Source organism: Acinetobacter uliginosus (assembly GCF_044130295.1).
Taxonomy (GTDB): Bacteria; Pseudomonadota; Gammaproteobacteria; order Pseudomonadales; family Moraxellaceae; genus Acinetobacter.
In genome coordinates, this window is the sequence record NZ_JBIQOC010000029.1 from 12,673 (window position 1) to 38,304 (window position 25,632).

Genomic DNA, 25,632 nt, shown 5'->3' on the forward strand with positions numbered 1-25,632 from the left:
ATTTTAAAGCACACTGTATTTTTTCCATATTTCATCTTGATGTTCATTCATCAGAAATGTTGTTACCTTGTTCGAAGTTTAGAATGATTTAAGCTCCGATTTTTGTTTTCCAGATGCATACCCTTTTACTTAATAAAGCAGAAACAACAAAACGTTAAGTGATAAAAATAACATGATTGAGATTTTAAACTACCCGTTTAAAAATCAAAGATAAGTGCTGATGTCGCGATGCATAATTCGTTTTAATTTGATCATGATTCATTCTATAGCTCAACTTTTCAAGCCTGAAATTGCTTAAAAATACGCCTTCGATAGTGTTAAGTGTTTTTTAAGTTTACAGACCTAAGGTGATCACCAAGCTGTTTATGCGTGGTGAAAAGAGAATGATGAAATTCAATTTGGATGATCGTTCATTTAGTAAAACCTACTATCTGGATCGCAATACCCATCCATTAAAAGTTAAAAAAAACATCAATAATCAGAAACTTTTAGAACAAAAAAATTATTCTATTTCTTCTGTTGTGGTCTTAAAAAATTCATCACTTCGACTCGTGGTGAAAACCGTGCAACGAAGCGAGATCGCTGAACGGAACATGTTGGAAAACTTTATCCGTGAGAAATACCGCCAAGTCCATCAGGCCTCAGTCTGTGAATTTTCTTCTACCCTGTTTGCCGGTTATGTTGGGACTGAGATGCAGGTCGTGATTGGTATGGAGCATTTAAGCACGGTAGATGCTTTTCTTGAACGGTATCTAGATGCGTCGATTGAACAGATACTCACTCAATTAAGTAATGTACCAGTGCAAAGACCGCAGATTGTTGAGATTGGCAATTTGGCAGCTTTGGATATGGATAAAGCCAAATTGATGGTGGCTTTTCTGGTGTTTCATTTATCGCAAAAAAATATTGATTGGGCCGTGTGTACCGGTACTGCAGCGGTTCGTTATGTATTGCAAAAAATGGGGTTGCAGTTTCATGTCATTGAAAAAGCCGACCCTGAAGTGTTGGGGGAAGCAAAACTTCAATGGGGCAATTACTACCAGCAGAAACCTTATGTATTGGCGATTGATGTGGCAGCAGCATTGCAGGTTACTCAGCAGTCTTACAGTTTCTCTGAATCAATTGACCAGTAGTTCGTCCTGGTAGATATACGGAATTTTAAAATGATGAATCATTTATTTAAGGCCATTTCAGCCTATGCCCAGCAAGATCCGGGACGTGAAGCCATTGTTACTGACGTGGATACAATTAACTATGCCGAGCTGAAAAGTCTGGTTGAACAGCTTCGTGCCGAGTTAATCAAGCTAAATATTCAACGTCTGGCACTCTGGGGCGTGAATAGTGTGGATTGGATTATCATTGATCTCGCAGCCCAGTTAGCTGGTGTGACCGTAATTCCTATTCCCTTGTTTTTTACCAAAGAACAGGTTCGTCATTTGTTACAAGACAGTCAGGCAGACCTGCTTTGCATGGTAAGTGAAAAAACAGAGGATGCACCACAGTGGCTAATGGAATTAGTCGATGAAATAGGCAAGCATGAGGTCTCTGTATCTGTCGATATGTATGCTCGGTTTTTTCGTTTAGCACAGCATCAAACACAGCACCAGGGCTTGCTTCCTTATCAATCCCGGCGGTTGGCAAAAATTACCTATACCTCGGGCAGTACTGGAACGCCGAAAGGGGTATGTCTGGCGGAAGACACTATTGAGTCAATTACCCATTCTCTAAGTCAGGCACTGGCCAGCAGCCAGCTTGGACGGCATTTATGCCTGATTCCATTTGCCACTTTACTGGAAAATATTGCCGGGATTTATGTCGCACTCAATATGGGACGTTCAGTGGTCATAGATGAGGTGAGTCAGTTTGGACTGGTCTCTAATCATACTTTTAATGTACAGCGTTTTGTAAATGCTGTGCAGACTTATCAAATTGAAAGTGTGATTTTACTGCCGCAAATGTTGAAAGCTATTGTGGAATATAGCACTGAATACGGCAGTACAGGTCTCAGTACGCTGAAATTTATTGCCGTTGGTGGCGGGAAAGTATCTGCCGATTTTCTTCAACAGTGCCAGCAGCTAAAACTTCCAGTCTATGAGGGGTATGGCCTGTCCGAGTGTGCCTCGGTAGTCAGTCTGAATCTGCCGGGTGCACGCCGGGTTGGCAGTGTAGGTCGGGTTCTGCCGCATGTCGAGGTTGAGATTGCGGCTAACAGCGAAGTAGTGGTCAAAGGCAATGCCATGCTGGGTTATGTCAACGACTTGGTAGCCACTCCCTATATTCATACTGGCGATGCTGGCTATTTTGATGAAGACGGCTATTTATACATTACCGGGCGCATCAAGCAGATAATTGTCAGCAGTTTTGGACGCAATATTTCCCCAGAATGGGTGGAGTCCAACAGTCTAACCGAACCTGAAATTCAGCAGATTGTCATTTTCGGGGAGGAACAGCTGTATCTGTCTGCTGTGATTTATGCCGATGATTCCACTTCCGAGCAACGGCTTGCAGTGGCAATCGAGAGAGCCAATGCTCGAATGCCTGATTATGCCCAGATTAAACGCTGGTGTCGTGCTCCCGAGCCATTTTCCCTGAGTAACCAGATGCTGACCGATAATGGAAAGTTGCGCAGGCAGCAGATCCAGCAGCATTTTCAGGCTGAATTGACAGCAAATTAACCCATATTTTCTGTGCATGCCCACGTGAACCACAGACCCATGTACAGCAGCAGAGAGTAAACTTATCTAAATGAAGCGTAAAACCCCCACCTGAGAAGCATCGCTTCGCAAGGGTGGGGGATATAAGCGACACGACATGAAATGTCGTTCAAGTTTGATTAATGGTTTTTTAAAATCCATCAAAATATTAATATAAGCACATGAAAACCCTTAAATTGCGTATTAAAGACAAACATTGCAAGGTGCTAGACCAATTGGCATCTGAGGTTAATTTTGTCTGGAATTATGTGAATGATTTAGGGTTTAAACACCTCAAGAGAAAAGGTGAATTTCTCAGTGCTTACGATATTGCTAAATATACCAAAGGCACATCAAAAGAGTGTGATTTACATAGCCAAACTATTCAGGCTGTCACCGAAGAATTGGTCACACGTAGAAAACAGTTCAAAAAAGCAAAACTTAGATGGCGTGTCAGCAATAAGAAATCAGCAAGACGATCACTCGGATGGATACCGTTCAAGAAAGTTGCCATCAAGTATGCTGATGGATACGTTCAGTACGGCAAGCATCAGTTCAAGGTTTGGGACAGTTACGGTTTAAGTCAGTACAGCGTTAAGACAGGTTTATTCGTTGAGGATAGTCGTGGCCGTTGGTATGTGTGTCTGGTGGTGGATGCACCAAAGCAAGTCAAACCGACAGCGACCAAAGCCATAGGCATTGATTTAGGCTTAAAAGATATTGCGACCTGTTCTGATGGCACTGTCATCAGTAATCCGAAATTCTATCAAAAGTATGAGCAGAAATTAGGGATAGCTCAAAGAGCCAAGAACAAAAAACGTGTTCGTGCATTACACGCCAAGATTGCGAATTGTCGTAAAGACCATTTGCACAAGGCAAGCACCATGCTTGTCAAGGGAAATGCACTGATTGTTGTTGGCGATCTGAGTGCCAAAAAACTTGTAAAAACCAAAATGGCAAAGTCTGTTTTAGATACAGGGTTTTCAGCACTCAAAACAATGCTCAAGTATAAATGCGAGAACGCAAGTGTATTGTTTGAAGAAGTCAATGAAGCCTATACCACCCAAATCTGTTCGAGTTGTATGAAAATCTCAAGCAACAGTCCGAAAGGTAGAGCAGATTTGCGAATAAGAGAGTGGCAATGTGAGTGCGGTATCACTCATCAACGGGACATTAATAGTTCCAAAGTCATTCTTGCGCTCGGGCATGAGCGTCTAGCAGTAGGAATCCCCCACCTAGCGAAAGCGTAGGTGGCGGGAGAATGTCAAGAATATTGCATCACAGATTTTAAGCACGACTCATGCACAGATCAAACAGCGTCTGATAGAACAGGGTTGGGTCTTGTTGAGACATGAACACTATGACGTGACATCTTTTAGTGAACTCATGAATGGTCTATACCAGCGGCTGACCTATGACCCCACCCGGGAAAACATTACTCGTCAGTCGCAGAAAGTCGATGCTGGTACGCAGGCCATGGGGCTACATATTGAAAATGACAGTACCCCGCTGCCACCCGACATCATCGCCTTTTTTAGTGAAAAAAGTGCTTCGCGTGGCTCGCAGACCACCTTATGTGATGGGCATGAGGTCTGGAAAAATCTACCAGATGCTCTCAAGCAGAAATTTGCCGAGCCGATGACCATCAGCCGTTATTTACCCAAGCCGATCTGGCAAAAGTATGTGGCAACTGCGCTAAATATTGAGAATGCTGAACAGGTCGGGCAGCAGGAGCTAGAGCGTTTTATCAAGATGCTGCCCGGACAATGCATCAGCCCCGCAGATGCTGAAGGCGTGCAGTACCATTTAAGCATGAATATGGTCCGTCATGACAATCTCAAGGGGGTTCTGGCCTTTGCCAACACCTTGCTGGGGCCTTCTTATAATTATGAAAAACCCCGTTTTCATTTTGCGGATGGTTCAGAAATCAGCCCCGATTTGCTGGCTGAACTGGCAGAGCGCTGTGAAAACGAGACCTCGGAAATTGACTGGCAGGATAGTGATCTAGTGATTATCGACAACAAACGTTTTATGCATGGTCGACGTGAAATACTGGTGCCACTTGAACAGCGTAAGCTGTATATTTGTATGGGGCTGGGCTTAGATACTGCCTTTTAAGCAGGATGCTACATCACATTAAAAACTTAACAGAAAGAGAAATGATCTATGTCTAATTTAACCGCAGTCCTTCTTGGTGCAACTGGTGGCATTGGTCAGGCCATTGCAAATATTCTGGGGAAAAATGGCCTGAATCTGGTCTTAGTCGGACGCAATCAGCAGGCTTTGCAGCAGTTGCGTGAAAAATTGCTACAGCATTATCCGCAGGTACAACTGCATGTGATCCGCTGTGACCTGGCTGAGCAGCACAGCCGCGATGAGCTGATTCATGCGCTGGCCGCGCTGAATACCCCGATTCACTATTATATTAACAATGCCGGCATTAACGATTTCAGCCTGTTCTCTCAGCAGTCACAGGACACCATGGAACAGATGATGCTGATCAATGTGGTCTATCCATTGCAACTGCTCCAAGGCATCATTCCACTGATGTCGAAAACTCAGCCGAGCCAGATGATTCATATCGGCTCTACTTTAGGCAGTATCGGCTATCCGGGCTATGTCAGCTATTGTGCCAGCAAATTTGCCCTACGTGGCGCGACTGAAGCCTTGGCACGAGAATACAGCAAGACCCCGCTCAAATTTCGCTATTTCTCGCCGCGGGCCACCAATACCGAAATGAACAATCCTGATGTGGTTGAAATGAATATCCGGCTGGGTACGCATATTGATACACCAGAATTTGTAGCACAGGAATTTTATCAATTCCTGCAGAAAGACTGTCAGTCCTATCAGGTCGGCTATCCCGAGAAAATCTTCGTCAAGGTCAATCAAGTCCTGCCAAATATCGTGGCCAATTCTCTTCAGAAAGATCTGGATACTATTTGCCAATATGCAGATAAACAAAAAGGGGGATGAGGTTTTGAAGTCTTTATTTCGGCTCTCTTGGTGTACGGTCACAGGCTTGATTTAAAGCCTGCTTAAATTTTGGTTTGGGATTAGACGACTTAATATTCAACTTTGACCAGCTGTGTTGACTGATGAGTGAGGTTAAAGCAGGGATCAAAAGTATGATGCAGTAGGTGTTGGAATATATCAGCTAGACTGATTGCAAAACGCTCCGGACAAAAGTGGACAGGTTATACTCATTGACAGCAAATATGCTGATAGGAGGCAAGCATTCAATCCGTAGTTTTTTTTGCTGGTCTAGAGCGGTTTAAAATGTGAACAAGATGTTCTCGGAGTTCACATAAAATTCACTTTAAAATCACTATGATCAAATCCGAAATATAATATTTCGAAGACACGAAAATACTGAACCCGTCTTAATTTAATTGATATGACCGATCTTTTATTTTTTGATGAACAGTGTTTTTACTGGCTCTTAAAATCTAATTGGATGAATCAGTGGTGATACAATTTGTTTCTAAATCTAAATTACCAACTGCTTTTGGTAATTTTGAGATTCTAGCATTTCAAGATCCGACCACGGGTGAAGAACATATTGCTCTTGCTCAAGGATTAGAAACGGCTCCTGTAAAACCCGTATTAGTCAGAATGCATTCTGAGTGTCTCACAGGAGACGCTTTTGGTTCATTAAAATGTGATTGTGGTCCACAATTACATGCAACCATGAAAATGATTAACGACGCGGGGCAAGGGGTGATCTTGTACCTACGTCAGGAAGGTCGTGGAATAGGATTGACCAATAAAATCCGGGCATATGCACTGCAAGATCAAGGTCATGATACGCTTGATGCCAATCTGTTGTTAAATTTACCTGCAGATGCCCGGCAGTATGACATGTGTAGCATTATGCTGGATTACCTAAAAATTAAAGATGTCCAGTTGGTTACAAATAATCCACTTAAAATCAGGGCACTGACTGATTTAGGAATTAATGTGGTTAGCCGCGTTCCCTTGACGGTAGGCTTAAATCATTTTAATAAAGCTTATTTAGAAACAAAGCAGAAGCGTATGTCACATCTGTATGAAAACAGTGATTTTTAGCCTAGCTTAAGCCTAAACATTTTAACTCTTCTTATTGTTTCTGTTGAAAATAGATGAGGATGACAGAAATTCTGATTTTGACTTTAATCGAGAAAGCTTTGCCTAGACAAAGCTTTCAGTACCACAGCTTAGTACTTAAGTAGATGATTGGACTGCTCCTATTATCCTAGATAAAGCAGAATCTGATCCTCCAGGTGTAATTTGGGTAGTCTGCCTTTAGCTAGAACATGCTTATGCAATTGCTCAACCATTAAATAAAACGTTTACCATGAGATGCTCATAATCGCTTAAGCTGTGTTTCAGAAAGCTGTTTTGAGTCGATGTATTTCATCTAAAAATTATGCATGAATGTTAAAAATTCTACGGTACAAATAATCAACAACAAATAGCTTAATTTTTGATTTATGAAAGAGATCTTTTATATATCACATATTCTAAAGCTTTATTTTATGGAAATAAGGCGGTTAAAAAACCTTGCTGATTGGTTTAACTTCTGAAATCTATATTCATATTGCATTTTTTATTCCAAAAAAACCTTTACCTGATTGAGAGACAACCGCCTATAACACTCTTAAAGGTATTATCTTTAGTTTAAAAGTTAAAAACTATAAAATTAAAAAGATACCCTCTTCATCTGAACGCTAGCTTTAAATCTCATACATTGACAAGACAATGGATAATATAAAAATAATGGATCATGGATTTTTAATTTAGTAAATAAAATTAATGTATAAGATGTGAAAGGCTAAAAGCTTGCTATAGTGTGCTGAATTTAGCTTTTTATATAGACTAATGTTAAATAATACTTATATTTTATTTGGGGCAGTTTTAGGTTTAACGATTGCAAATGCGGCAGGAGCTGCAACTATAAGCATGAAGAATGATCGGTTGGGCTATTTAATACAACAGGTAGATTATCAGCATATAAATGACTCTCTTGAAAAATCTGAAAATCGGTTATTGGGACGTGCAAGCTGGGATATTCAATGCTGGGTAAAGAGTAGTGAAAATACTAAAATTTGCACAATGCGTAAAAACCATATTACGGTAATGCGTATGAACGATTCTTACAGCTTAAGTGTTGGCATAAACCATGCAAGAAATTCTATTACACTACTTAAAGTAGATAATAATAGTGTTTTGCAGGCGCGTGAGGGTTTATACCGTGACGCTCAAGCCATTATAGATCAGTTCAAGCGTGGCTTTGAGGTAAAAACCGAGTTTAATGTATCTCATAATGCTAAACCGGTTGTGAATGAAGTTTCATTAATTGGTTTTTCTGACGCATTTAATGATATGCAGCAGCAGTATAGTAAGCTGAATCATTTAGATTTACAGCGCAGGCTTTAATAAAACTAATAGCTTGTTGTCTTTGAATAAAAGGCACAGGCTAAGCAATACCGTTCTTGTGATTTAATGCTAAATCCAATCAAAAGACAAACCAGGCCAAAATCAAACTTGGTCCGAGGCGATTCAGTATTCTCAAATCAGGTCTCAGATATATGCAGGTATGGCGGTATTCAACAGGCTGAATGAATGATGTAAACCTTTCACAGCAAGTTGCAGTTTAAATCTGAATAGTGGAGGGATAAACCCAATCCAAAATCCTGGTTTAAAAAGCCGTATCGGAAGCATGATAAAAAAATCTCGGATATGGTGTAGAAATGCTTGTTCAATCTGAGAAAATTGTGAATACTCATGCCCGCAAATTTATGCTGCAAGATTATCTTTTGGGGTTGGACAACTACTGTGAAAACGTATTCATTTTCTCATTTACAAAAAGCATTGCTGGCTGCGGGTTCATTTTCATGTCTAGGCTTAAGCTTAAGCCCGGTATGGGTACATGCTGCAAATGAGAATGAGATCTCACAACTGGAAAAGCTCACAGTGACTGCACAAACGGCCTATGACCAACCCAAGGTGAATTTATACGGTCTTAGCCAGCAAAATCTGGCTGAAATTCCGGCATCGCTCAGCACAATCACAGCCGAGCAGATCGCTGATCAGCACGCCAAAACCCTGATGGATGTAGTTAAAAATGACGCTGCAGTAGGGGATGGCTATGCACCGATTGGCTATTATCCGAACTTTGTTATGCGTGGTTTTGCCTTAAATCTGGGATCCAGCTATTTACTCAATGGCCACTTGCTGCGCGGTGAGCAAAATGTGGCGCTTGAAAACAAAGAACAGGTCGAAATTTTAAAAGGGATCAGTGCGCTTCAAAGTGGCATGGCAACCCCGGGTGGTGTAGTGAACTATGTGACCAAACGCCCCCAAAACATTTACTCACTTACTGTTGAAGGCGACAGTCATGGTGGCAACCGCCTGGCAACGGACTTGGGCGGTTTCCTTGGAGCAGATCAACAGTTTGGTTATCGAGTCAATTTGGCGCATGAAGAGATTCATCCTTATGTGGAACATGCCGATGGCAAGCGTGTGTTTGGTGCTTTGGCTTTAGACTGGAAAATCTCGGATCGTTCAAAACTGGAATTTGATATCGAATCACAGCGCCAACGTCAACGCTCTGTACCTGGCTATCAGTTGCTGGATGGTAAAACAGTACCCACTGGCATTGAATGGGACCGTTTGCTGGGTTATCAAAGCTGGAGCCAACCGGTGACCAATGAAAGTTTGAATACCAGCTTAAAATATATTCACCAGATCAATGACAATTGGACAGCTAATCTGGCTGCTTCGCAAAGCCGTGTGACGGTGGATGATTATTCGGCATTTCCGTGGGGATTTGGTTTAAGTAATACCTTTGACCAAAATGGCAACTATGATATTTATGATTTCCGTAGTCCGAATGACAGCTATCTGACCAATCAGCTTAAAGCTGGACTCAATGGTCAATTCAACACTGGAGCATGGCAACATACGCTTAGCCTGGAACTGTCACAAACCTATAAACGGCATGCACAATATGATGCTACTAATAGTATGGTTTGGGTAGGTACAGGAAATATTTATAGTGATCCTATCATCGTACCCCCTAATGACAGAACTCTAGGCAATCATTACAAATCACTGGATAGTCAGCACACGGCCTTGAACTTACTCGACCAGATTGATTTCAATCAGGCGTGGTCCGTTTTGCTGGGTGGCAAACTCTTGCATGTCAATGAAAGTGCTTATAATGCGAATGGCAACAACATCCGCGATACCGATTTGACTCGCTTCCTGCCGCAGCTGGCCTTGATGTATCAGCCCGTGGAAAACACCCATCTGTATGCGTCTTATGCCAAAGGTTTGAGTGATGGTGGACAGGCACCTTGGTATGCTCTGGGTAATCCTGATAAAGGTATCGAAGGTAATGCTGGCGTAACTTTAGCGCCAGTACATTCCACCCAGTATGAATTGGGGATTAAGCAGCAGTGGAAAAAGTTACTCTTTACCGCGGCAGTGTTTGATTTAACCCAAGACAATCAATATACCAACTCAGACAATTATTATGTTAATGAGGGGGAGCAGCATAATCTGGGGCTGGAACTTGGTCTACAAGGGCGCGTAGGTCAGAATCTAGATCTGAACTCGACTTTGGCACTTACCCGTTCACGTCTCACAGAAATACAAACAGCTGAATATCAGGGTCATCAAACTCAAAATGTACCCACTGTCCGCTTCGCCAGCCATCTGTCTTATCAAGTGCCGCAAGTAGAGGGATGGCGTTTATTGGCCGGTATGCAGTACAGCAGCAGTAAATATGCCAACAAAACAGGCACCGTAAAAGTACCTGCTTATACCGTATTTGATGCGGGTACAAGCTATAACTTCCGGGCTTATGGTTATGACAATATGCTGCGCTTCAACATAGATAACCTGTTCAATAAGAAATACTGGCGAGATGCGGGTAGTTTCTTCGGTGATGACTATTTGTTCCTTGGGGCACCACGTACCGCACAACTGTCATGGACTGTAAATTTTTAATTCGATCTTAGATTTTGCTATAGAAAACTGTTTGAGTGTTTAGCTCAGGCAGTTTTTTATTTGGATATCTTTTACTACTCATCAGCAGCTCATTAACTGTAAGTATTCGGTAGAACCTGTTTGAGTCAAGCATGCTCCACTTATAGGGTACAGTTCACTATAGCCTGATCCAATGCTAGACATGAGACGGCTGCACTAGGAAGCGGCGTCAAATGTTTGTAGACACTCATTCTCAGGTGAATGCTACAAATGGATATATTTCATATTGCGAATATACGTATATTCATATATAAATGCATGATTCATTTATAAGGATAAAGCTCATGGATCAAATGCCAAAAGTCCAAATTTATCATAACCCAGCCTGTGGCACGTCACGTAATACGCTGGCTTTAATTCGCAATGCGGGAATTGAGCCGGAAGTGATTGAATATCTGCTTACGCCACCCTCTAAAGATCAGTTGGTCAATATGATTCGGGACGCCGGTTTAACGGTTCGTGAAGTCTTGCGTAAAAATGTCGATCCCTATACAGAGCTGAATCTGGATGATGCTAGCTGGAGCGATGAGAAACTGATTGAGGCCATGCTGCAACATCCAATTCTGATCAACCGTCCGTTGGTAGTCACAGAGCTCGGAACGCGTTTATGTCGTCCCTCCGAAGTGGTGCTAGATATTCTGCCTTGGCCACAATTAAAGGCATTTGCCAAAGAAGACGGTGAATTCATTATTGATGAACAGGGCAATCGGCTGAAATAAAGCGTCTTGGATAGCAAAAAGCCCTAACTTGATTAGGGCTTTTTTTGTGAAAATACATTGACGATGATCAATATAATTTACATACTGGTGAAATAGGTCCTTGATGGATAAAGGAATTGGATCATCAGCAAGCAGTTTCCCTGTATCAGGTTTTGACGGATACGACCCGTCTTCAGATTTTGCAAATGTTACAGGCAGGGGAGTGTTGTGCATGTGAATTACTCAAGAATCTGTCGATTAGTCAATCAACCTTATCTCACCACATGAAGTGTTTGACTGAATCGGGTCTGGTCAAAGGCAGAAAAGACGGACGCTGGATGCACTATTCACTGAATCCCATCCGTGCTCAAGAACTGTCTTTATTTACACAAGCACTATTATTCCCCCAAGACCGTCAGATTTAAATGGATCAAATAATTGCCCTCTTTGCTTGGCTGAATGATGTGCTGCTTAAAATGACCTGGCTCTCGGATGGTGTACGTTGGCTGGTTGAAAATATCTTCGGTTTATCGGTTGCGACCCGGCTTGGTGGCAGTATTCACTTCTTTATCTATGATGTCTTCAAGATCTTTATTCTGCTTTCGGTCCTGATCTATACCCTGTCGTATATCCAGAGTTATTTTCCGCCTGAACGTACCCGGCAGATTTTAGGCCGGATGACCGGGATCAAAGCCAATATCATGGGGGCCTTACTCGGCACCATTACGCCATTTTGTTCCTGTTCTTCCATTCCGCTGTTTATCGGTTTTACCCGTGCCGGATTGCCTGTGGGGGTGACCTTTTCATTTCTGATTTCATCTCCGTTAGTCGATCTGGCTTCGATTATTTTATTGGCCAGTATTTTTAACTGGAAAATCGCCATGATCTATGTACTACTGGGTTTAGTCCTGGCGGTATTGGGTGGTTCCTTGATTAGCTATCTGAAAATGGAAAAGTATGTGGCTGAGTTTGTGACCCATCATCAGGCGATTTCGGGAGAAGATGAAGATTTCAGTATGACCGCGAAAGAGCGGCGTGCATTTGCCTGGGAACAGGTGGTAGAAATTTTTAGCAAGGTCTGGATATATGTGTTGATTGGTGTAGGGATCGGCGCAGCGATTCATAACTGGATTCCGGAACAGTGGATTACCGCCTTGCTCGGTCAGGAACACTGGTATTCCGTACTGATTGCCACGATTGTAGGCATACCAATGTATGCGGATATCTTTGGAACCTTGCCAATTGCAGAAGCTTTGGTAGCTAAAGGTGTGGGGCTAGGTACAGTATTGGCCTTTATGATGGCGGTCACCGCACTTTCCCTGCCATCCCTAATCCTGTTAAAACAAGTGGTGAAAACCCGTTTACTGAGCCTGTTTGTAGGGATCGTTTTTGTGGGAATCTTGATTATAGGTTATAGCCTGAATACTTTGGGTTACTGGTTTTTATAAAACGTGTGGAGAATAAAAGATGAAAATTAAAGTCTTAGGTACAGGTTGCCGTAAATGTAAGGCACTGCTGGCGGCAACCGAAGAAGCCGTCAAAACTACCGGTATGCAAGCAGATATTGAGTATGTCACGGATATGATGCAGATTGCCGAAACCGGCCTGTTAAGCACTCCGGGGCTGATGATTGACAATAAAATCGTATCCAGTGGTAAAGTTCTGGAAGCTCAGGCTGTTGCAGAACTGATCGAGAAAAATAAATAACTTCAAAATTGAAGTTGTAGAGAAGGAAACCAGTGGTTCAAGCCGCTGGTTTTTCTATATTGGGAGAAGATGGAAACTGTTCAATCCAGCGCTTTCTGGCTGCGATATTCTGATCCAGATATAATTTTTAACTTGTACTATTTACTATATATATGGATATGTATATATTTGCATAATAGAATGGGAGCAGCTATGGACCAGGTTCAGTTTTTTAAATGTTTATCTGATGAAACACGTCTCAGTATTGTCCTGCTGATTGCTGAAAATAAAGAGCAATGTGTCTGTGATCTGACCGATAAACTACAGTTAAGCCAGCCGAAAATTTCACGGCATCTGGCCTTGTTACGTTCTTGCGGGTTGCTTAACGATCGCCGGCAGAGCCAGTGGGTGTATTACAGCATCAATCCGCAATTACCAGCCTGGTGTTTTGAAATTCTGGAGGTGCTGAAACGTAGTGATGTTCCGGTTTTATTTAATCCTTCCGCTCTGTCGATTCAGAGCCATTGCGAGTAAATTTTCATGAAATTTTTGTTTTTGTGCACGGGCAACAGTTGCCGCAGTATTCTGTCTGAAGTGTTATTTAACAGCCGTGCGCCAGCAGGCTGGGTGGCTTACAGTGCTGGTAGCAAACCTTCCGGTCAGGTGCATCCCTTGACGATTAAGACTTTGCAAAATTTGGGTTTATCCACTGAAGGTTTATCCAGCAAAACGATTGATGCCTGTGAGCAATATGAGCCTGAAGTGGTGATTACCGTCTGTGATTCAGCTGCACAGGAAGCTTGCCCACTTTATCTGGGGGGCGCAATCAAGGCACATTGGGGCCTGTCTGATCCTTCACACCTGGACTTAGCTGAAGAAGAAAAACTCCAGGCATTTTTGACTACGGTAGAGCACATCAATAAACGTCTGGATGCTTTATTTGCCTTGGATATCGAAAAAATGATCCGTCCTGAGCTTATTGCTGCAATCAATCAAATTTCCCATCTTTAATCGAGCAGATCATGTCTAAACCCGGATTGTCCTTTTTAGATCGTAACCTGACCCTGTGGATCTTTGTGGCCATGGCATTGGGTGTTGCGATTGGGGTGTTTTTTCCGCAAGCATCGACAGCACTGGATGCCATGAGCATCAACTCGGTCAATCTGCCGATTGCGATTGGCCTGATCCTGATGATGTATCCTCCATTGGCCAAAGTCGACTATGCGATACTGCCACAGGTGTTTCAGGATAAAAAAACTCTGGCCTTGTCCCTGATCCAGAACTGGCTGATTGCCCCGGTACTGATGTTTGTGCTGGCCATCGTCTTTCTCAGCGATTATCCGGAATATATGACCGGTCTGATCTTGATTGGTTTGGCGCGCTGTATTGCCATGGTGCTAATCTGGAATGGTTTGGCTTGTGGGGATAACCAGTATGGTGCGGCGCTGGTCGCTTTTAACAGTATTTTCCAGATTCTGTTCTTTAGTAGTTATGCCTGGTTCTTCCTGACCTATTTGCCGCCATTCTTTGGGGTAGAAGGGCATGTGATCCATGTGGATTTCTGGACCATTGCCAATGCCGTCTTGATCTATCTGGGCATTCCGTTTCTGATGGGCTTCCTGACCCGCTTGTCGTTGGTCAAAGCCAAAGGGCTGGACTGGTATCAGACCCGGTTTTTACCCAAAATTGGCCCGCTCAGTTTACTGGCCTTGCTGTTCACCATTGTGGCGATGTTTAGCCTGAAAGGTGGCGATGTGGTGAGTTTGCCGATGGATGTGTTACGCATCGCGATTCCATTGACAGTTTACTTTGTGCTGATGTTCTTTGTTAGCTTCTTTATGAGTAAATGGATGGGCAATGACTATCCGAAAACCACTGCAATCTCTTTTACCGCGGCGGGCAATAACTTTGAGTTAGCCCTAGCGGTCGCGATTGCCACTTTTGGTTTGGCTTCGCCGATTGCCTTTACCACCATTATTGGGCCTTTGGTGGAAGTGCCAGTACTGATTGCGCTGGTCAGCGTATCTTTGTGGCTCAAGAAAAAATATTACCCCAATTCTTAAGAGGCTGATATGACTCTCCCAAATCTTGAATCTGATCTTTTGCCAACGCCTACCTTTGCCGAGGTGCAGGCCAAAGAGCTGGCCCATCCACCACGGATGTTATTGCTGTATGGCTCAAACCGCGAGCGCTCGTACAGTCGCCTGGCGGTGATGGAAGCCGGCCGTATTCTGGAACGCTTTGGCTGTGAGGTCAAAATCTTTCATCCCAAAGGATTACCGTTGCCTGAAGATGGCGATCTGCAACATCCTAAAGTCAAGGAACTGCATGAATTGCTGGCCTGGTCCGAAGGTATGGTCTGGTGTTCCCCGGAACGGCATGGCTCGATGAGTTCGATCTTTAAAGCGCAAATTGACTGGATTCCGCTGGCAGCTGGAGCCATTCGTGCCACACAGGGCAAAACCCTGGCACTGATGCAGGTCAGCGGCGGCTCGCAGTCTTTTAATAGCGTCAACCAGATGCGCATTTTGGGGCGCTGGATGCGTATGATCACAATTCCGAACCAGTCTTCTATTCCCAAGGCCTTTTTGGAATTTGATGAAGAGGGCCGCATGAAACCCTCATCTTTATATGATCGGATTGTCGATGTGATGGAAGAACTGTATAAGTTTACCTTGTTGACCCGTGGGCAAAGTGCTTATTTGACCAACCGTTATTCGGAACGTAATGAATCTGCGGAAGAACTCTCTAAACGGGTGAATCAGCGCAGTTTGTAAGGCAGGATTTGTTTGAATTCAGGCTTGTCCTGTCAATCAGAGAAATCGGCAGAAACCCGCTGCAAAAGCGGGATGCTGCATCAAGAACAACAGAAAAATGCAAGGGGAAAAGGCTTTGGACACAAAACAGATTGAAACAGATGTGATTATCATCGGTGGTGGACAGGCCGGTTTGTCCACTGCCTATTTCTTAAAGCGTAAGAACATTCCGTTTATCATCCTGGATGATCAGCCTCAGCCTGGAGGTGCGTGGCAGCATGCCTGGGAGTCCTTGAGTCTTTTCTCACCGAATAGCTGGAGCTCCCTGTCGGGCTGGATGATGCCGGCAACCGAACAGACCTATCCGACCCGTCATGAAGTGATCAACTATTTGACGGCCTATGAGCAGCGCTATCACTTTCCTGTAGTTCGTCCGGTGCATGTGGAGCGCGTGGAAAGCAAGGGTAAATATCTAGAGGTCTATGCCGGGGAACAATCTTGGAAAGCTAAAGCGGTAGTGAGTGCTACGGGAACATGGAGCCAACCCTTTATTCCCGAGTATGCAGGCCGTGAGCATTTTCAGGGCGTGCAACTGCATTCTGCACATTATCTGAATGCCGAACCCTTCAAGGGCAAGAAGGTCATGGTGGTGGGTGGTGGCAACTCTGGTGCTCAAATCCTGGCCGAGATTTCCCAGGTGGCTGAAACGCTTTGGATCACCCAGACACCGCCGCAGTTTCTGGCAGATGATGTCGATGGCCGTGTCTTGTTCTTAAGGGCGACTGAGCGCCTGAAAGCCCAGCAGGAAGGCAGAAAGATTGAGCAGCCCATTGGTGGTCTAGGCGATATTGTGATGATCGATAGCGTGAAAAAGGCACGTGAGCGAGGGGTTTTACATAGCAGGTGCCCATTTTCGGCATTTACAGAACATGGCGTGATTTGGGAAGATGGCAGCACAGCGCAAGTGGATGTGGTGATCTGGTGTACCGGATTTAAGGCGGCGCTGAATCATCTCAGCAGTCTCGGGATTATCCAGCAGGACCAGACCATTGCAGTGAAGGATGGTCGCTCGGTTCAGTTGTCAAATTTATGGCTGGTCGGTTATGGTGAATGGACTGGTGCCGCTTCGGCAACGCTGGTGGGTGTTTCTCGGACATCTAGGGCAGTGGCAGAAGACATCGCCGCATTTTTGGCCTGAGATGATTCGATCCTGGACCAAAGGAGCAGATAGACTACATAGAATCTGTCTCCAATCAGCCCTAAAAAAGTAATGAGCCTGTGCCTTATACGCTCATGATGAAATGCTTGGATTGCTGCTCGAGTTGTTCTTTATTATGCTCATGAATAAGCTTCCATAATAAATCTTGTAATGGCTTTGTGCTCAGTTCGAATTTTTTAGGTAAAAATTAAAAATTTTCTTGATCTTCAATTAAATCAATTTCTGCATCATGGAGTAGTTCACGAAATTCTCATTCCAGCTTGTTCTTGCGTTGTCTCAGCGCATGCCAGGTCGTCGATATCAAATTTTCTAAAAAATTAATCATACATGTTGAGCAGGGAAGGAGTGGGGTTAAAGATCTGTCCAAATGACCAGCTTGCCGTAACTTTTCAGCACCAAAATCAACTTTTAAATCAGCTTGTTGATTTATCTATCCTCTTGATAGTTCACAGCCTTGCCTTAGGTCTTTTGTGACAATTTCCAACTCTTTGCAGAGAGCAGAAATTCATAGTTTAATGCCATGAGGATGCTCTGCATATTAAAGTTATTGCGGTCTTCAGGTAATTGTAACAGAAGAGGTAAACGTGTTACGCCATTTTCACCATTAGCAAAGGCATAATGCCGTATTTTAGAGTCAATCACCGAAATTAAATTCTTCGCTTCCAGATAAACACTCTCTTGAGAGGCCTGTTTTTGAATAGCAATAATTTTAAGATAGCAATGATCTCGAACCTCGATCAGATTCTGTTTTAGTTCATTGATCTTCAATTCATGATTTTCAGATTTTTTAAACAATCGCTTAAGAAAACTGCTATTTTCGGAATTTTGCATTTCGCGTTCTAACTGGCGTATGTGCTGCTGGATCTGGCGGGTTTGTTCCATCGCGCTATTGAGCAGTTCCCTAATTTCCTGAGTGGGGGCTGAAACCGCTCGTAGCTGTTGCTGATACTGAAATTCATCGTGAAAGATCACAAAGATTTGCGCACGACGTTGTTCCAGTAATTTTAAATAGGCAATTAATCGATATTTGAACAGACGTGCATGCTGATTAAACTGTAGCATCGGTTGCTGCGATAAAATTTCCAGTTGATGCAGAAACTCATTAATTAACCTTAAAATATTTAAATAGCAATATTCTAGTTCATCGGTATGTTGCACACTGTTTTTTAAGCCTTTTAGCAAAGGTTCGAGAATATTTAAGGATAAATCTTTTTCTAAGATTTCTAGATGCTCTTTCACCAAGTGGTCGATGGAAAAACTTTGAATATTTAAAATTTCTTTTAAACTTGGGATGAGATTTTGCTGATTATATTCATGCAGGGATTCAATTAGTTCTACAATATGTGGATTCATTTTGCGTTGAATACCAATGATTCGGTTCATCAGTTGTTTAAAATTTGCAAAATAATCCGCTTGATCCAGCTGTTGCGGGTCAAGAACCAAACCACTGATATAGAATCGATCCTCTTTACCAAAGTTTTCTTCGGTTAAAAAACGGCGAATTGAATAGGCAGAAACTGAACTGTCGTAGGTGCTGCTTAGGACAAAATAATATTGAAAGGTTTTGATAATTTCAAAGTCGCGAACGCGTTGTTGCTGAATAAAATAATCCTGAAAAATTGCCAGTTCCTGTTCTGCATATTCACTCGGCAAAATATGGGCAAACCAGCTTCCCAGAATTTCACTTTTCATAAAAATTTCAAAGATAAAAGTTCGGACCTGCTCAATATCCAAATGCCGGTGATTTTCAGAAACAGTAAAATCTAAGTCCCGAATAATCAGGGCAGCGTCATACAGAAAGGCTTTTTTGATCAGTTGCTGTGCCTGAATGTCTGCTGAATGTTCCAGATCAATCTGGTTAATTTCACGCACAATACTTTCTAGGTAATCGGCAATCTGAAAGTCGGTTTGATAGCCTTGCAGATAGCTGAATGTACTCTTTATTCTGTGCGCGAGTTGCAGTAATTCGGAGTTTTGCGTGTCAAGCTGAAGATTTTTTAGGCTAGTATGACCTTTAAACTCAAAGGTCTGGTTCAGGTAATTCCATGCGATATTCTTGGCTTTCAGGTACTGGTCTTCTATTTTCTGATGCAATGCCTGCGGCGTCGTCGATAGGATGGACTGTATTTGTTGTTGCCAATGCTTATCGAGAATAGGATCAATTTGTTTTAACTTTACCCGCAGCTGATAAGGAATATATGTTTGCATGGAAATCCAAAAACCTTGTAATAAGTTCAAACTTTTAGGGGAAATAAGTCGTGTGATTTATATCACAAATATAAGTCTTAACTGGGAATATAGCATAAAAAAAATCGATATCGGCGGTGTTCATTGCTGGTTAAATGATCTGAACCTGTGCTAAGCGTAAAAATGCAGGAACCCCGCGACTCCAAGTAATCTGGTACCCTGCATGTTCAGGCCATTTTCCTGGAATCATCAGTTCAGGCAGAAACAGCGATGAATGCCCAAAGCATACTTCGCAAGCATTGACTCCCTTCTGTACTATAGTGGCAGTGCATTCGTTGAACGCTCGGTAAAAAAATAGGGCCGGAAAAATTGACGGCCATTTCAGGGTGATTTGACTCACGTCGATGTTATTGAAATAAACCGTGTTTTTTCATTATTTTGTGATATAAGTATCATAAATAATGACTTGGAATTGCCCTATTGAGACAGGTTTTACTGGCGCCTCGTTTAAATCTGCGCAGCTTAATATTACTTTTAACAGTTTTAAGCGTGACCTGTCTGTTCGTCTTTGCTTTATTTTTTGTTAACTATACAGTGAAAGAGCGCCTGATCGATAACTCTCTGGCCTTGAATGCTGAATATTCCTCTAGGATTGCTGCCCATACCAACTATCAGTTTGAAGAAATCTTAAAAAATTTACGCTTTAGCGCCAAGCTGCTCGGTCAAGATTTTGCTAGTGCCAGCCTGCGAAATAGTGAAACGGCACGCCTGAAAAGCCAGTCCGGACATTTCAACAGTGTTTTTCTGGTTGACCGGGAAGGGCATATCATTTCATTTTTCCCGACCAGCTTAAAGATTGATTCTAAACAGATCCATAAAACCCTTGGCATCACCGAGTCGCTCAAACGCAAGCAAACTTATATTTCTTCTCCATACTGGTCATCAACCAAAAGACTGATCGTGATTATTTCTGAACCAGTCTTCGATACCCAGGGGCAATATTTGGGCTTTATCGCCGGTACGATTTATCTGCAGAGCAAGAATCTGGTCAGTGAAATGCTGGCCTCCAAATATGGTTACAAGAAAAATTATACCTATGTTATGGATGACCAAAAACGCATCATTTTTCATGCCGATACTCGGAAAATTGGCCAGAAAGTCCAGGTCAGTGATGGCTTAACCCCGATGCTTCAGCAACAAGATGGCGCTTTTCGTCTGATGAACGGCCAAGGCATAGAGAGTCTGGTCGGCTTTTCACATATTCCCAGTGTGAACTGGATTGTTGTATCGCAGCAGCCAATTGATGAGCTATTTGCTCAAGCCAACAGTATCATTATCAACGTATCCATCGGGATTACCCTGTTCTATTTCTTTATTTTCTTTGTGGTCTGGCGTTTATCGGGTTTGATTGCACTACCTTTAAACCATTTGGCGAAAATGGCCAGTATGCTCAATCAGCCGGAGATTCAGGAAAAAATTAACAGAATTGACCCTGTATATTTTGAGGTTAATCAGTTCAAAAATTCCCTGATGCTAAGTTCTCAGAATTTTAAGGAAAAAATTGATGAGCTGAATCAGTCGGTGAATACCGATCCGTTGACCGGTTTATATAATCGCCGTGGGATGAAGCTGTTTCTTGAAGAATTTGTGCGTGTGCGTACCGAATTTGCGGTGTTGGCAGTGGATATCGATTTTTTTAAAAAGGTAAATGACAGCTATGGCCATGACAAAGGCGATATTGTCTTACAAAGACTGGCCAGATTGATGAAATATCATTTTCGTGACAATGACATCTGCTGCCGTTCGGGGGGAGAGGAGTTTATTATTTTAATGGCTGCTTCAGACCCGGTCACCGTTTTTCAGGCGGCAGAACGACTACGAAAGGCAGTTGAAATCACGGAAATCGAGGAAATTGGCATCGTCACCATTTCAATTGGCATTGCTTATTGGCCGCATAGTTCTGAGGATGTGGAAGAGGTACTGAAAATGGCAGATCAGCAACTGTATCAGGCTAAGCGTGAGGGACGTAACTGCACGCGTTAATTTCAGGTATCTAACTGATGCAAACACGACGGAGAGAGTTGAGGTATTTGATATATAAGATTAGCTGTAGGCAGCTCTCATGCAAGGTATTCACGGATTATTTACACCGGCCTAATGTTATAATAAACATGTGAATTTTCAGACAATACAAAATTTTAAACAGCGCTATGACATAAGGCCATTTTCGAACTTTATTGGGGAACTTTATGCCTAAATCATCTCGTGACTTATTTTCACCGGATGTATTCGACCTTAAGTCGTTTATTTCTCCTTATATGATGATCATTCCTCCGACGATTTTTGCCTTGCTGATCTGGTGGACCAATCAAAGTTTTGGTTTCGTCTTTACCCATACCATCGCGGAACTGATTTCCATCATTATCGCGCTTACAGCACTGATAGTGACTGTAGTATCGCGGCATTTTACTAAAAATTATTTTGTAGTTTTCATTGCGATTGCCATTGGCTGGTGTGGATTTATTGATCTGTTCCATACTTTGCTTTACAAAGGCATGCAGATTCTTCCTGTGGACAGTGCCAATCAGGCCACACAATTATGGATTGGCGCCCGCCTGTTGCAGGCTTTGACCATGCTCGTCGCACCATTCATGCTGACACGCGCGATCAAGCCTATCCCGCTGAACCTGTTTTTTGGTCTGCTCAGTGCCGGGATTGTGACTGCAGTCATGCTGGGTTTCTTCCCCACCGCCTTTGTTGATGGGCAAGGCCTGACCCCTTTTAAAATTTACAGTGAATATCTAATTATTGCGGTGCTGGCACTGGCGCTGATACTGGTCTGGTGCCGCCGCGAATATTTATCGGCGCAACTAACGTTTGGGGTCAGTCTTTCCATGCTGACCATGATGGCCTCTGAATTTACCTTTACCCAGTATGTGTCCGTATATGCCGATGCCAATCTGCTGGGGCATATCCTGAAAGTTTATTCCTACTGGTTTATTTATATGGCATTGGTCGAGTCGACCATCAAAGAACCTTTTAGTATGTTGTCCAAGGCGGCCAGCACCTATGACACCATTCCTGATCCAACCTATATAGTCAGTTCCGACCAAAGCATTCAGCAGGTCAATCTGGCGGCAGCCCGGCTACACGGTATTGCTGCAGCACAATTGACCGGATGTTCCGTACATGAACTGGTGCATGATCCTCGTGTAAAGGCCGAGGATTGTCCGGTCTGTTCCAGGCTGCAGCAGGCACTGCAAGAGTTTTTAATCCAGTTGACTTTGCCGGACCGCAAAACGGTCGAGTGTCATGTCGCCCCCTTTGCAGAACGCCTGGGCAAAAAACCGGTCTGGGTTATGGTGGTGCACGATATTACAGACCGCCAGCTTTTGTTGCAGGATGTACAAAAACGGGTCAAGGAAGTACGTTGTCTGAACCAGATCAATCAGCTTTGCAATAACATGCATAGCGACATGGCTGAGCTATTGCAGAAAGCCATGGAAATCATTCCTTCGGGATTTTCCTCTCCGGAAAGGATTCATCTGAGGATTGACAGTGACTGGGGCATTTTTGGCACCGAACTTCCTGTCCAGACGCCCTATCTACAGTCGACCTTTGCCAATGACACCCAGAAATTCGGAAACTTAACAATCTGGTATGCTCAGGCACCGGATGTGCCCGCTTTTCTGGATGAAGAGCAGAGTCTAATCGATCACATCACCAGCCAGATTACCAATGTTTATATCCGGTTACAGTCCCAGGGGCGGGTAGCACGTTTAACCTATCTGTACCAGCTGCTTAGTGAAACCAACCGGGTGATTGCGCATAGTCAGAACCAGCAGCAGTTGCTGACTGAGTTGCAGCAGGTACTGCTGAAGCTGGGTAGTTTTGCCAAAATTCTGATTGCGTTGAAGGTGGACGATCAGGCGGACAGTCCACTGGTGATTCAGTTCCATCATAATATTAGCGCTAATATTTTGCCCACTTTGCAGACTGCCTTGCAGCAGGATCAGAATACTCCGTTGAATCAGTTGAAAAATACCAGCCCTGATGTGGATGTCTATAGCTATACATTGGTCAATGATCCTGATAAGGGTGTTTCTCCGGAATACCGAACCTGGAGACAATATTTAAAACAGGAGCAGATCCATCAAGCGGCATTAACGCCGTTGCTGTTACAAGGCCATTTCTGGGGACTGGTTGGGCTGTACACCACGGGCCAAGTGGAATTTGATCAAGAGCAAATTCAGCTGCTGCAAAATCTCTCCAGAGATATTTCATTTGCGTTGGAGCGTTTTGCAGCTGAGCAGCAGCGTCAAACGGCCGAAACCTATTCGCAGCAGATGGAACAGCGTTTCCAGCAGGTGTTTTTGCAGTCGCCAGTACCGATGCATATTATTTCCATACTGGATGAACGCATTCTTGCAGTCAATCTGGCCTATGAAAAATGGCTGGGATACAGCTTAGAGGATTTTCAGGACCGGGAAGCTTGGTTGAAAAAAGTGGCACCAGATGCAGAACAAAGACAGTTGATGCAGCGGAGCTGGCAAGCGGCCTTGCAGTTGGCGAAAAACGGCAAACAGGTGCAGTTTCCTGAAGTTACCCTAGTAGCTAAAGATGGTAGTCAGCGTATTGCGCAGCGTACGCTGGCGATTGTCGGTAATGATGCGATTCTGGCCTGGGCTGATCTGACCACCATCCGGCAAACCGAGCAGGCATTAAGAGACAGCGAGCAGCGGTTCCGTGGCATGGTTGAACAAACAGTGGTCGGAATGTATGTACTGCGCGACAATCAATATTTATACGTCAATCCAAGTTATGCCAATATGCTAGGTAGATCTGCCGCCGAGCTCAACGGACATAATATTTTGGAGTTTAGCGATGCGGCTGCAGACACGCTGGCGTTGATTCACCAAGCTGAGGATAGGATACAGGCGGCAGAGCATTTCAGTATGCCATCTATCGTTCCGTTCCGACATCGAAATGGTCAGATCCGGGAATTTTCTTTGCATAGCCGTCACATTACTTGGGACGATGACTTGCCTGCCGAAATTGTTATGGCACAGGACATTACCGAGCAAAAGCAGGCACAGGACCAGATTGCCCGGCAGCTGGAACAGCTGGAGGCCACCATGTATGGCACCTTGCAGGCGGTATCGATCATGGTGGAATTGCGCGATCCTTATACTGCAGGGCATGAACGCCGTGTCGGTTTGATTGCCAGTGCGATTGCCAAAGAAATGGGCTGGGATGAAAAACGCTGTCTGCAGATGGAAGAAATTGGACTGGTACATGACATTGGTAAAATTTCTATTCCTTCCGAGATTCTGACCAAACCTTCTCGTCTGACTCATCTGGAAATGGAAATGATGAAAGGCCATGCACAAGCCGGTTATGAAATTCTTAAGGATGTTCCTTTCAATATTCCGATTGCTGAAATCATTGGCCAGCATCACGAACGGATGGATGGTACCGGTTATCCTAAAGGATTAAAAGGTGATGAGATCCATCCTGAGGCCCGTATTCTGACCGTGGCAGACGTGATTGAGTCAATGGCTTCGCATCGTCCTTATCGTGCGGCTTTGGGGGTTGAGGTGGCCCTGGCAGAAATCTTACGTGGACGCGGGACGATTTATGATACGGAAGTTTGTGATGCAGCAGTACGTTTAATTAAGGAAAAGGGATATGTCCTGCCAAGTTAAACAGGCTTGAAGACCAGCTGAATAGCAGCCAAAAAGTTATTCACTCTTTGAGTTTAATGGGAATTGGGAAGACCGATATTTTCGAATGCTTTAAATTGAAGTATTAAGGTGTGTTCAGAATTAGGTCAATAAAACTATTCCGTTTATAGTTTCGTTATGGATAGATACCTATTTACAGATGCTCAATGAGAAAAAATGGAACTACTCTGCCTCGGTAAAGTCACAGATCGGGGTCGGATCGGTACAAATAATAGATTATTTCTAGAAGCTTTATTGTGGACTGCACTTAGAGGTAGTCGATGGAGAGATTTACCATATGATTTTGGCAAATTGAATACTGTTTTAAAAGGTTGATACTGCTGGGTGAAAGCCCGTGTATTCGAGAATTTTTGAATTAGTCAATGTGGATTCTGATCTTGAATACGCCATGGTGCAAAAGGGAGAGCTATTCCTAAGCGATTGGTCAATCACAAGATGGAATGACTACTAAAATCCTTGCCTTAGTCGAGAGTTTGGGAAATTTGGTTAAATTCCGCTTAATGCCCGGACAATCTCATGATCTTGCTGAAGTTAAGTCACTGATTAAAGATATAGATTTTCAGGCATTATTAGTAGATAAAGCTTTTGATGTAGCTTAGTTATTGAAGGAGCTTG

The 25,632-nt window shown here is 43.4% G+C and carries 20 protein-coding genes and 1 pseudogene; 20 read left to right on the forward strand and 1 reads right to left on the reverse strand.

Annotated features, from left to right (window positions below; translation table 11 throughout):
- Positions 1-383: 383 nt before the first annotated feature.
- The 17 genes from ACE01T_RS07525 to ACE01T_RS07605 all read left to right on the forward strand — a co-directional run bounded on the left by ACE01T_RS07525 (position 384) and on the right by ACE01T_RS07605 (position 17,065).
- Positions 384-1,133: a thermostable hemolysin gene (locus tag ACE01T_RS07525; protein ID WP_395519037.1), complete on the forward strand. Its 750-nt coding sequence runs from the start codon at positions 384-386 to the stop codon at positions 1,131-1,133.
- A 30-nt stretch (positions 1,134-1,163) separates the two neighbouring features.
- Positions 1,164-2,675 carry an AMP-binding protein gene (locus ACE01T_RS07530; RefSeq protein ID WP_395519038.1) on the forward strand — a complete coding sequence of 504 codons (1,512 nt, stop codon included), beginning with the start codon at positions 1,164-1,166 and terminating at the stop codon, positions 2,673-2,675.
- Between the two features lie 200 nt (positions 2,676-2,875).
- Entirely contained in the window at positions 2,876-3,943 is a 1,068-nt protein-coding gene (locus ACE01T_RS07535; protein WP_180082427.1) for an RNA-guided endonuclease InsQ/TnpB family protein, read from the forward strand.
- A gap of 34 nt (positions 3,944-3,977) precedes the next feature.
- A complete protein-coding gene (locus ACE01T_RS07540) occupies positions 3,978-4,811 on the forward strand; it encodes a TauD/TfdA family dioxygenase (protein WP_395519056.1) in 834 nt (277 codons plus the stop codon).
- Positions 4,812-4,859: 48 nt separating this feature from the next.
- A complete protein-coding gene (locus ACE01T_RS07545) occupies positions 4,860-5,669 on the forward strand; it encodes an SDR family oxidoreductase (RefSeq protein WP_395519039.1) in 810 nt (269 codons plus the stop codon).
- Positions 5,670-6,158: 489 nt separating this feature from the next.
- Positions 6,159-6,761: a GTP cyclohydrolase II gene (ribA, locus tag ACE01T_RS07550; RefSeq protein ID WP_180175023.1), complete on the forward strand. Its 603-nt coding sequence runs from the start codon at positions 6,159-6,161 to the stop codon at positions 6,759-6,761.
- Between the two features lie 792 nt (positions 6,762-7,553).
- A complete protein-coding gene (locus ACE01T_RS07555) occupies positions 7,554-8,111 on the forward strand; it encodes a hypothetical protein (RefSeq protein WP_086197139.1) in 558 nt (185 codons plus the stop codon).
- Positions 8,112-8,510: 399 nt separating this feature from the next.
- Positions 8,511-10,688 (forward strand): TonB-dependent siderophore receptor, encoded by a 2,178-nt coding sequence (locus ACE01T_RS07560; RefSeq protein ID WP_395519041.1) that lies wholly within the window; start codon positions 8,511-8,513, stop codon positions 10,686-10,688.
- 323 nt (positions 10,689-11,011) lie between these two features.
- Positions 11,012-11,446, forward strand: coding sequence for an arsenate reductase (glutaredoxin) (gene arsC, locus ACE01T_RS07565; protein ID WP_395519042.1), 435 nt, complete (start codon positions 11,012-11,014; stop codon positions 11,444-11,446).
- Positions 11,447-11,562: 116 nt separating this feature from the next.
- Positions 11,563-11,850, forward strand: coding sequence for an ArsR/SmtB family transcription factor (locus tag ACE01T_RS07570; RefSeq protein WP_395519043.1), 288 nt, complete (start codon positions 11,563-11,565; stop codon positions 11,848-11,850).
- Positions 11,851-12,873 (forward strand): permease, encoded by a 1,023-nt coding sequence (locus tag ACE01T_RS07575; protein ID WP_395519044.1) that lies wholly within the window; start codon positions 11,851-11,853, stop codon positions 12,871-12,873.
- Between the two features lie 19 nt (positions 12,874-12,892).
- Complete coding sequence (locus ACE01T_RS07580) at positions 12,893-13,132, forward strand: thioredoxin family protein (protein WP_300045903.1); 240 nt, start codon at positions 12,893-12,895, stop codon at positions 13,130-13,132.
- A 192-nt stretch (positions 13,133-13,324) separates the two neighbouring features.
- Positions 13,325-13,645: a metalloregulator ArsR/SmtB family transcription factor gene (locus ACE01T_RS07585; RefSeq protein WP_395519045.1), complete on the forward strand. Its 321-nt coding sequence runs from the start codon at positions 13,325-13,327 to the stop codon at positions 13,643-13,645.
- A 6-nt stretch (positions 13,646-13,651) separates the two neighbouring features.
- A complete protein-coding gene (locus ACE01T_RS07590) occupies positions 13,652-14,122 on the forward strand; it encodes an arsenate reductase ArsC (protein WP_395519047.1) in 471 nt (156 codons plus the stop codon).
- 11 nt (positions 14,123-14,133) lie between these two features.
- On the forward strand, positions 14,134-15,174 hold the full coding sequence (gene arsB / locus ACE01T_RS07595) for an ACR3 family arsenite efflux transporter (protein ID WP_395519048.1): 1,041 nt from the start codon (positions 14,134-14,136) through the stop codon (positions 15,172-15,174).
- 9 nt (positions 15,175-15,183) lie between these two features.
- Positions 15,184-15,888 (forward strand): arsenical resistance protein ArsH, encoded by a 705-nt coding sequence (gene arsH / locus ACE01T_RS07600; protein ID WP_395519049.1) that lies wholly within the window; start codon positions 15,184-15,186, stop codon positions 15,886-15,888.
- Positions 15,889-15,985: 97 nt separating this feature from the next.
- Positions 15,986-17,065: an ArsO family NAD(P)H-dependent flavin-containing monooxygenase gene (locus ACE01T_RS07605; protein ID WP_395519050.1), complete on the forward strand. Its 1,080-nt coding sequence runs from the start codon at positions 15,986-15,988 to the stop codon at positions 17,063-17,065.
- Between the two features lie 480 nt (positions 17,066-17,545).
- On the opposite strand, the gene ACE01T_RS07610 is transcribed toward ACE01T_RS07605, so the two are convergent.
- Positions 17,546-19,294 carry a hypothetical protein gene (locus ACE01T_RS07610; protein WP_395519051.1) on the reverse strand — a complete coding sequence of 583 codons (1,749 nt, stop codon included), beginning with the start codon at positions 19,292-19,294 and terminating at the stop codon, positions 17,546-17,548.
- Between the two features lie 459 nt (positions 19,295-19,753).
- Between ACE01T_RS07610 and ACE01T_RS07615 the strand changes: the two genes are divergently transcribed.
- From ACE01T_RS07615 to ACE01T_RS17720, 3 genes and pseudogenes are all read left to right on the forward strand, one after another.
- Positions 19,754-21,316 carry a sensor domain-containing diguanylate cyclase gene (locus tag ACE01T_RS07615; RefSeq protein ID WP_395519052.1) on the forward strand — a complete coding sequence of 521 codons (1,563 nt, stop codon included), beginning with the start codon at positions 19,754-19,756 and terminating at the stop codon, positions 21,314-21,316.
- A 206-nt stretch (positions 21,317-21,522) separates the two neighbouring features.
- A complete protein-coding gene (locus ACE01T_RS07620) occupies positions 21,523-24,978 on the forward strand; it encodes an MASE3 domain-containing protein (protein ID WP_395519053.1) in 3,456 nt (1,151 codons plus the stop codon).
- Between the two features lie 243 nt (positions 24,979-25,221).
- Positions 25,222-25,320, forward strand: a pseudogene (locus ACE01T_RS17720) (IS5 family transposase); the annotation flags it as partial.
- Between the last annotated feature and the right edge of the window lie 312 nt (positions 25,321-25,632).

Excerpts from the sequence above, each read along its gene's own strand:
- ACE01T_RS07525 (WP_395519037.1), top strand. The coding sequence starts at position 384 with ATGATGAAATTCAATTTGGATGATCGTTCATTTAGTAAAACCTACTAT.
- ACE01T_RS07530 (WP_395519038.1), top strand. The coding sequence starts at position 1,164 with ATGATGAATCATTTATTTAAGGCCATTTCAGCCTATGCCCAGCAAGAT.
- ACE01T_RS07535 (WP_180082427.1), top strand. The coding sequence starts at position 2,876 with ATGAAAACCCTTAAATTGCGTATTAAAGACAAACATTGCAAGGTGCTA.
- ACE01T_RS07545 (WP_395519039.1), top strand. The coding sequence starts at position 4,860 with ATGTCTAATTTAACCGCAGTCCTTCTTGGTGCAACTGGTGGCATTGGT.
- ACE01T_RS07555 (WP_086197139.1), top strand. The coding sequence starts at position 7,554 with ATGTTAAATAATACTTATATTTTATTTGGGGCAGTTTTAGGTTTAACG.
- arsC (WP_395519042.1), top strand. The coding sequence starts at position 11,012 with ATGGATCAAATGCCAAAAGTCCAAATTTATCATAACCCAGCCTGTGGC.
- ACE01T_RS07575 (WP_395519044.1), top strand. The coding sequence starts at position 11,851 with ATGGATCAAATAATTGCCCTCTTTGCTTGGCTGAATGATGTGCTGCTT.
- ACE01T_RS07580 (WP_300045903.1), top strand. The coding sequence starts at position 12,893 with ATGAAAATTAAAGTCTTAGGTACAGGTTGCCGTAAATGTAAGGCACTG.
- ACE01T_RS07585 (WP_395519045.1), top strand. The coding sequence starts at position 13,325 with ATGGACCAGGTTCAGTTTTTTAAATGTTTATCTGATGAAACACGTCTC.
- ACE01T_RS07590 (WP_395519047.1), top strand. The coding sequence starts at position 13,652 with ATGAAATTTTTGTTTTTGTGCACGGGCAACAGTTGCCGCAGTATTCTG.
- arsB (WP_395519048.1), top strand. The coding sequence starts at position 14,134 with ATGTCTAAACCCGGATTGTCCTTTTTAGATCGTAACCTGACCCTGTGG.
- arsH (WP_395519049.1), top strand. The coding sequence starts at position 15,184 with ATGACTCTCCCAAATCTTGAATCTGATCTTTTGCCAACGCCTACCTTT.
- ACE01T_RS07605 (WP_395519050.1), top strand. The coding sequence starts at position 15,986 with ATGCAAGGGGAAAAGGCTTTGGACACAAAACAGATTGAAACAGATGTG.
- ACE01T_RS07610 (WP_395519051.1), bottom strand. The coding sequence starts at position 19,294 with ATGCAAACATATATTCCTTATCAGCTGCGGGTAAAGTTAAAACAAATT.
- ACE01T_RS07620 (WP_395519053.1), top strand. The coding sequence starts at position 21,523 with ATGCCTAAATCATCTCGTGACTTATTTTCACCGGATGTATTCGACCTT.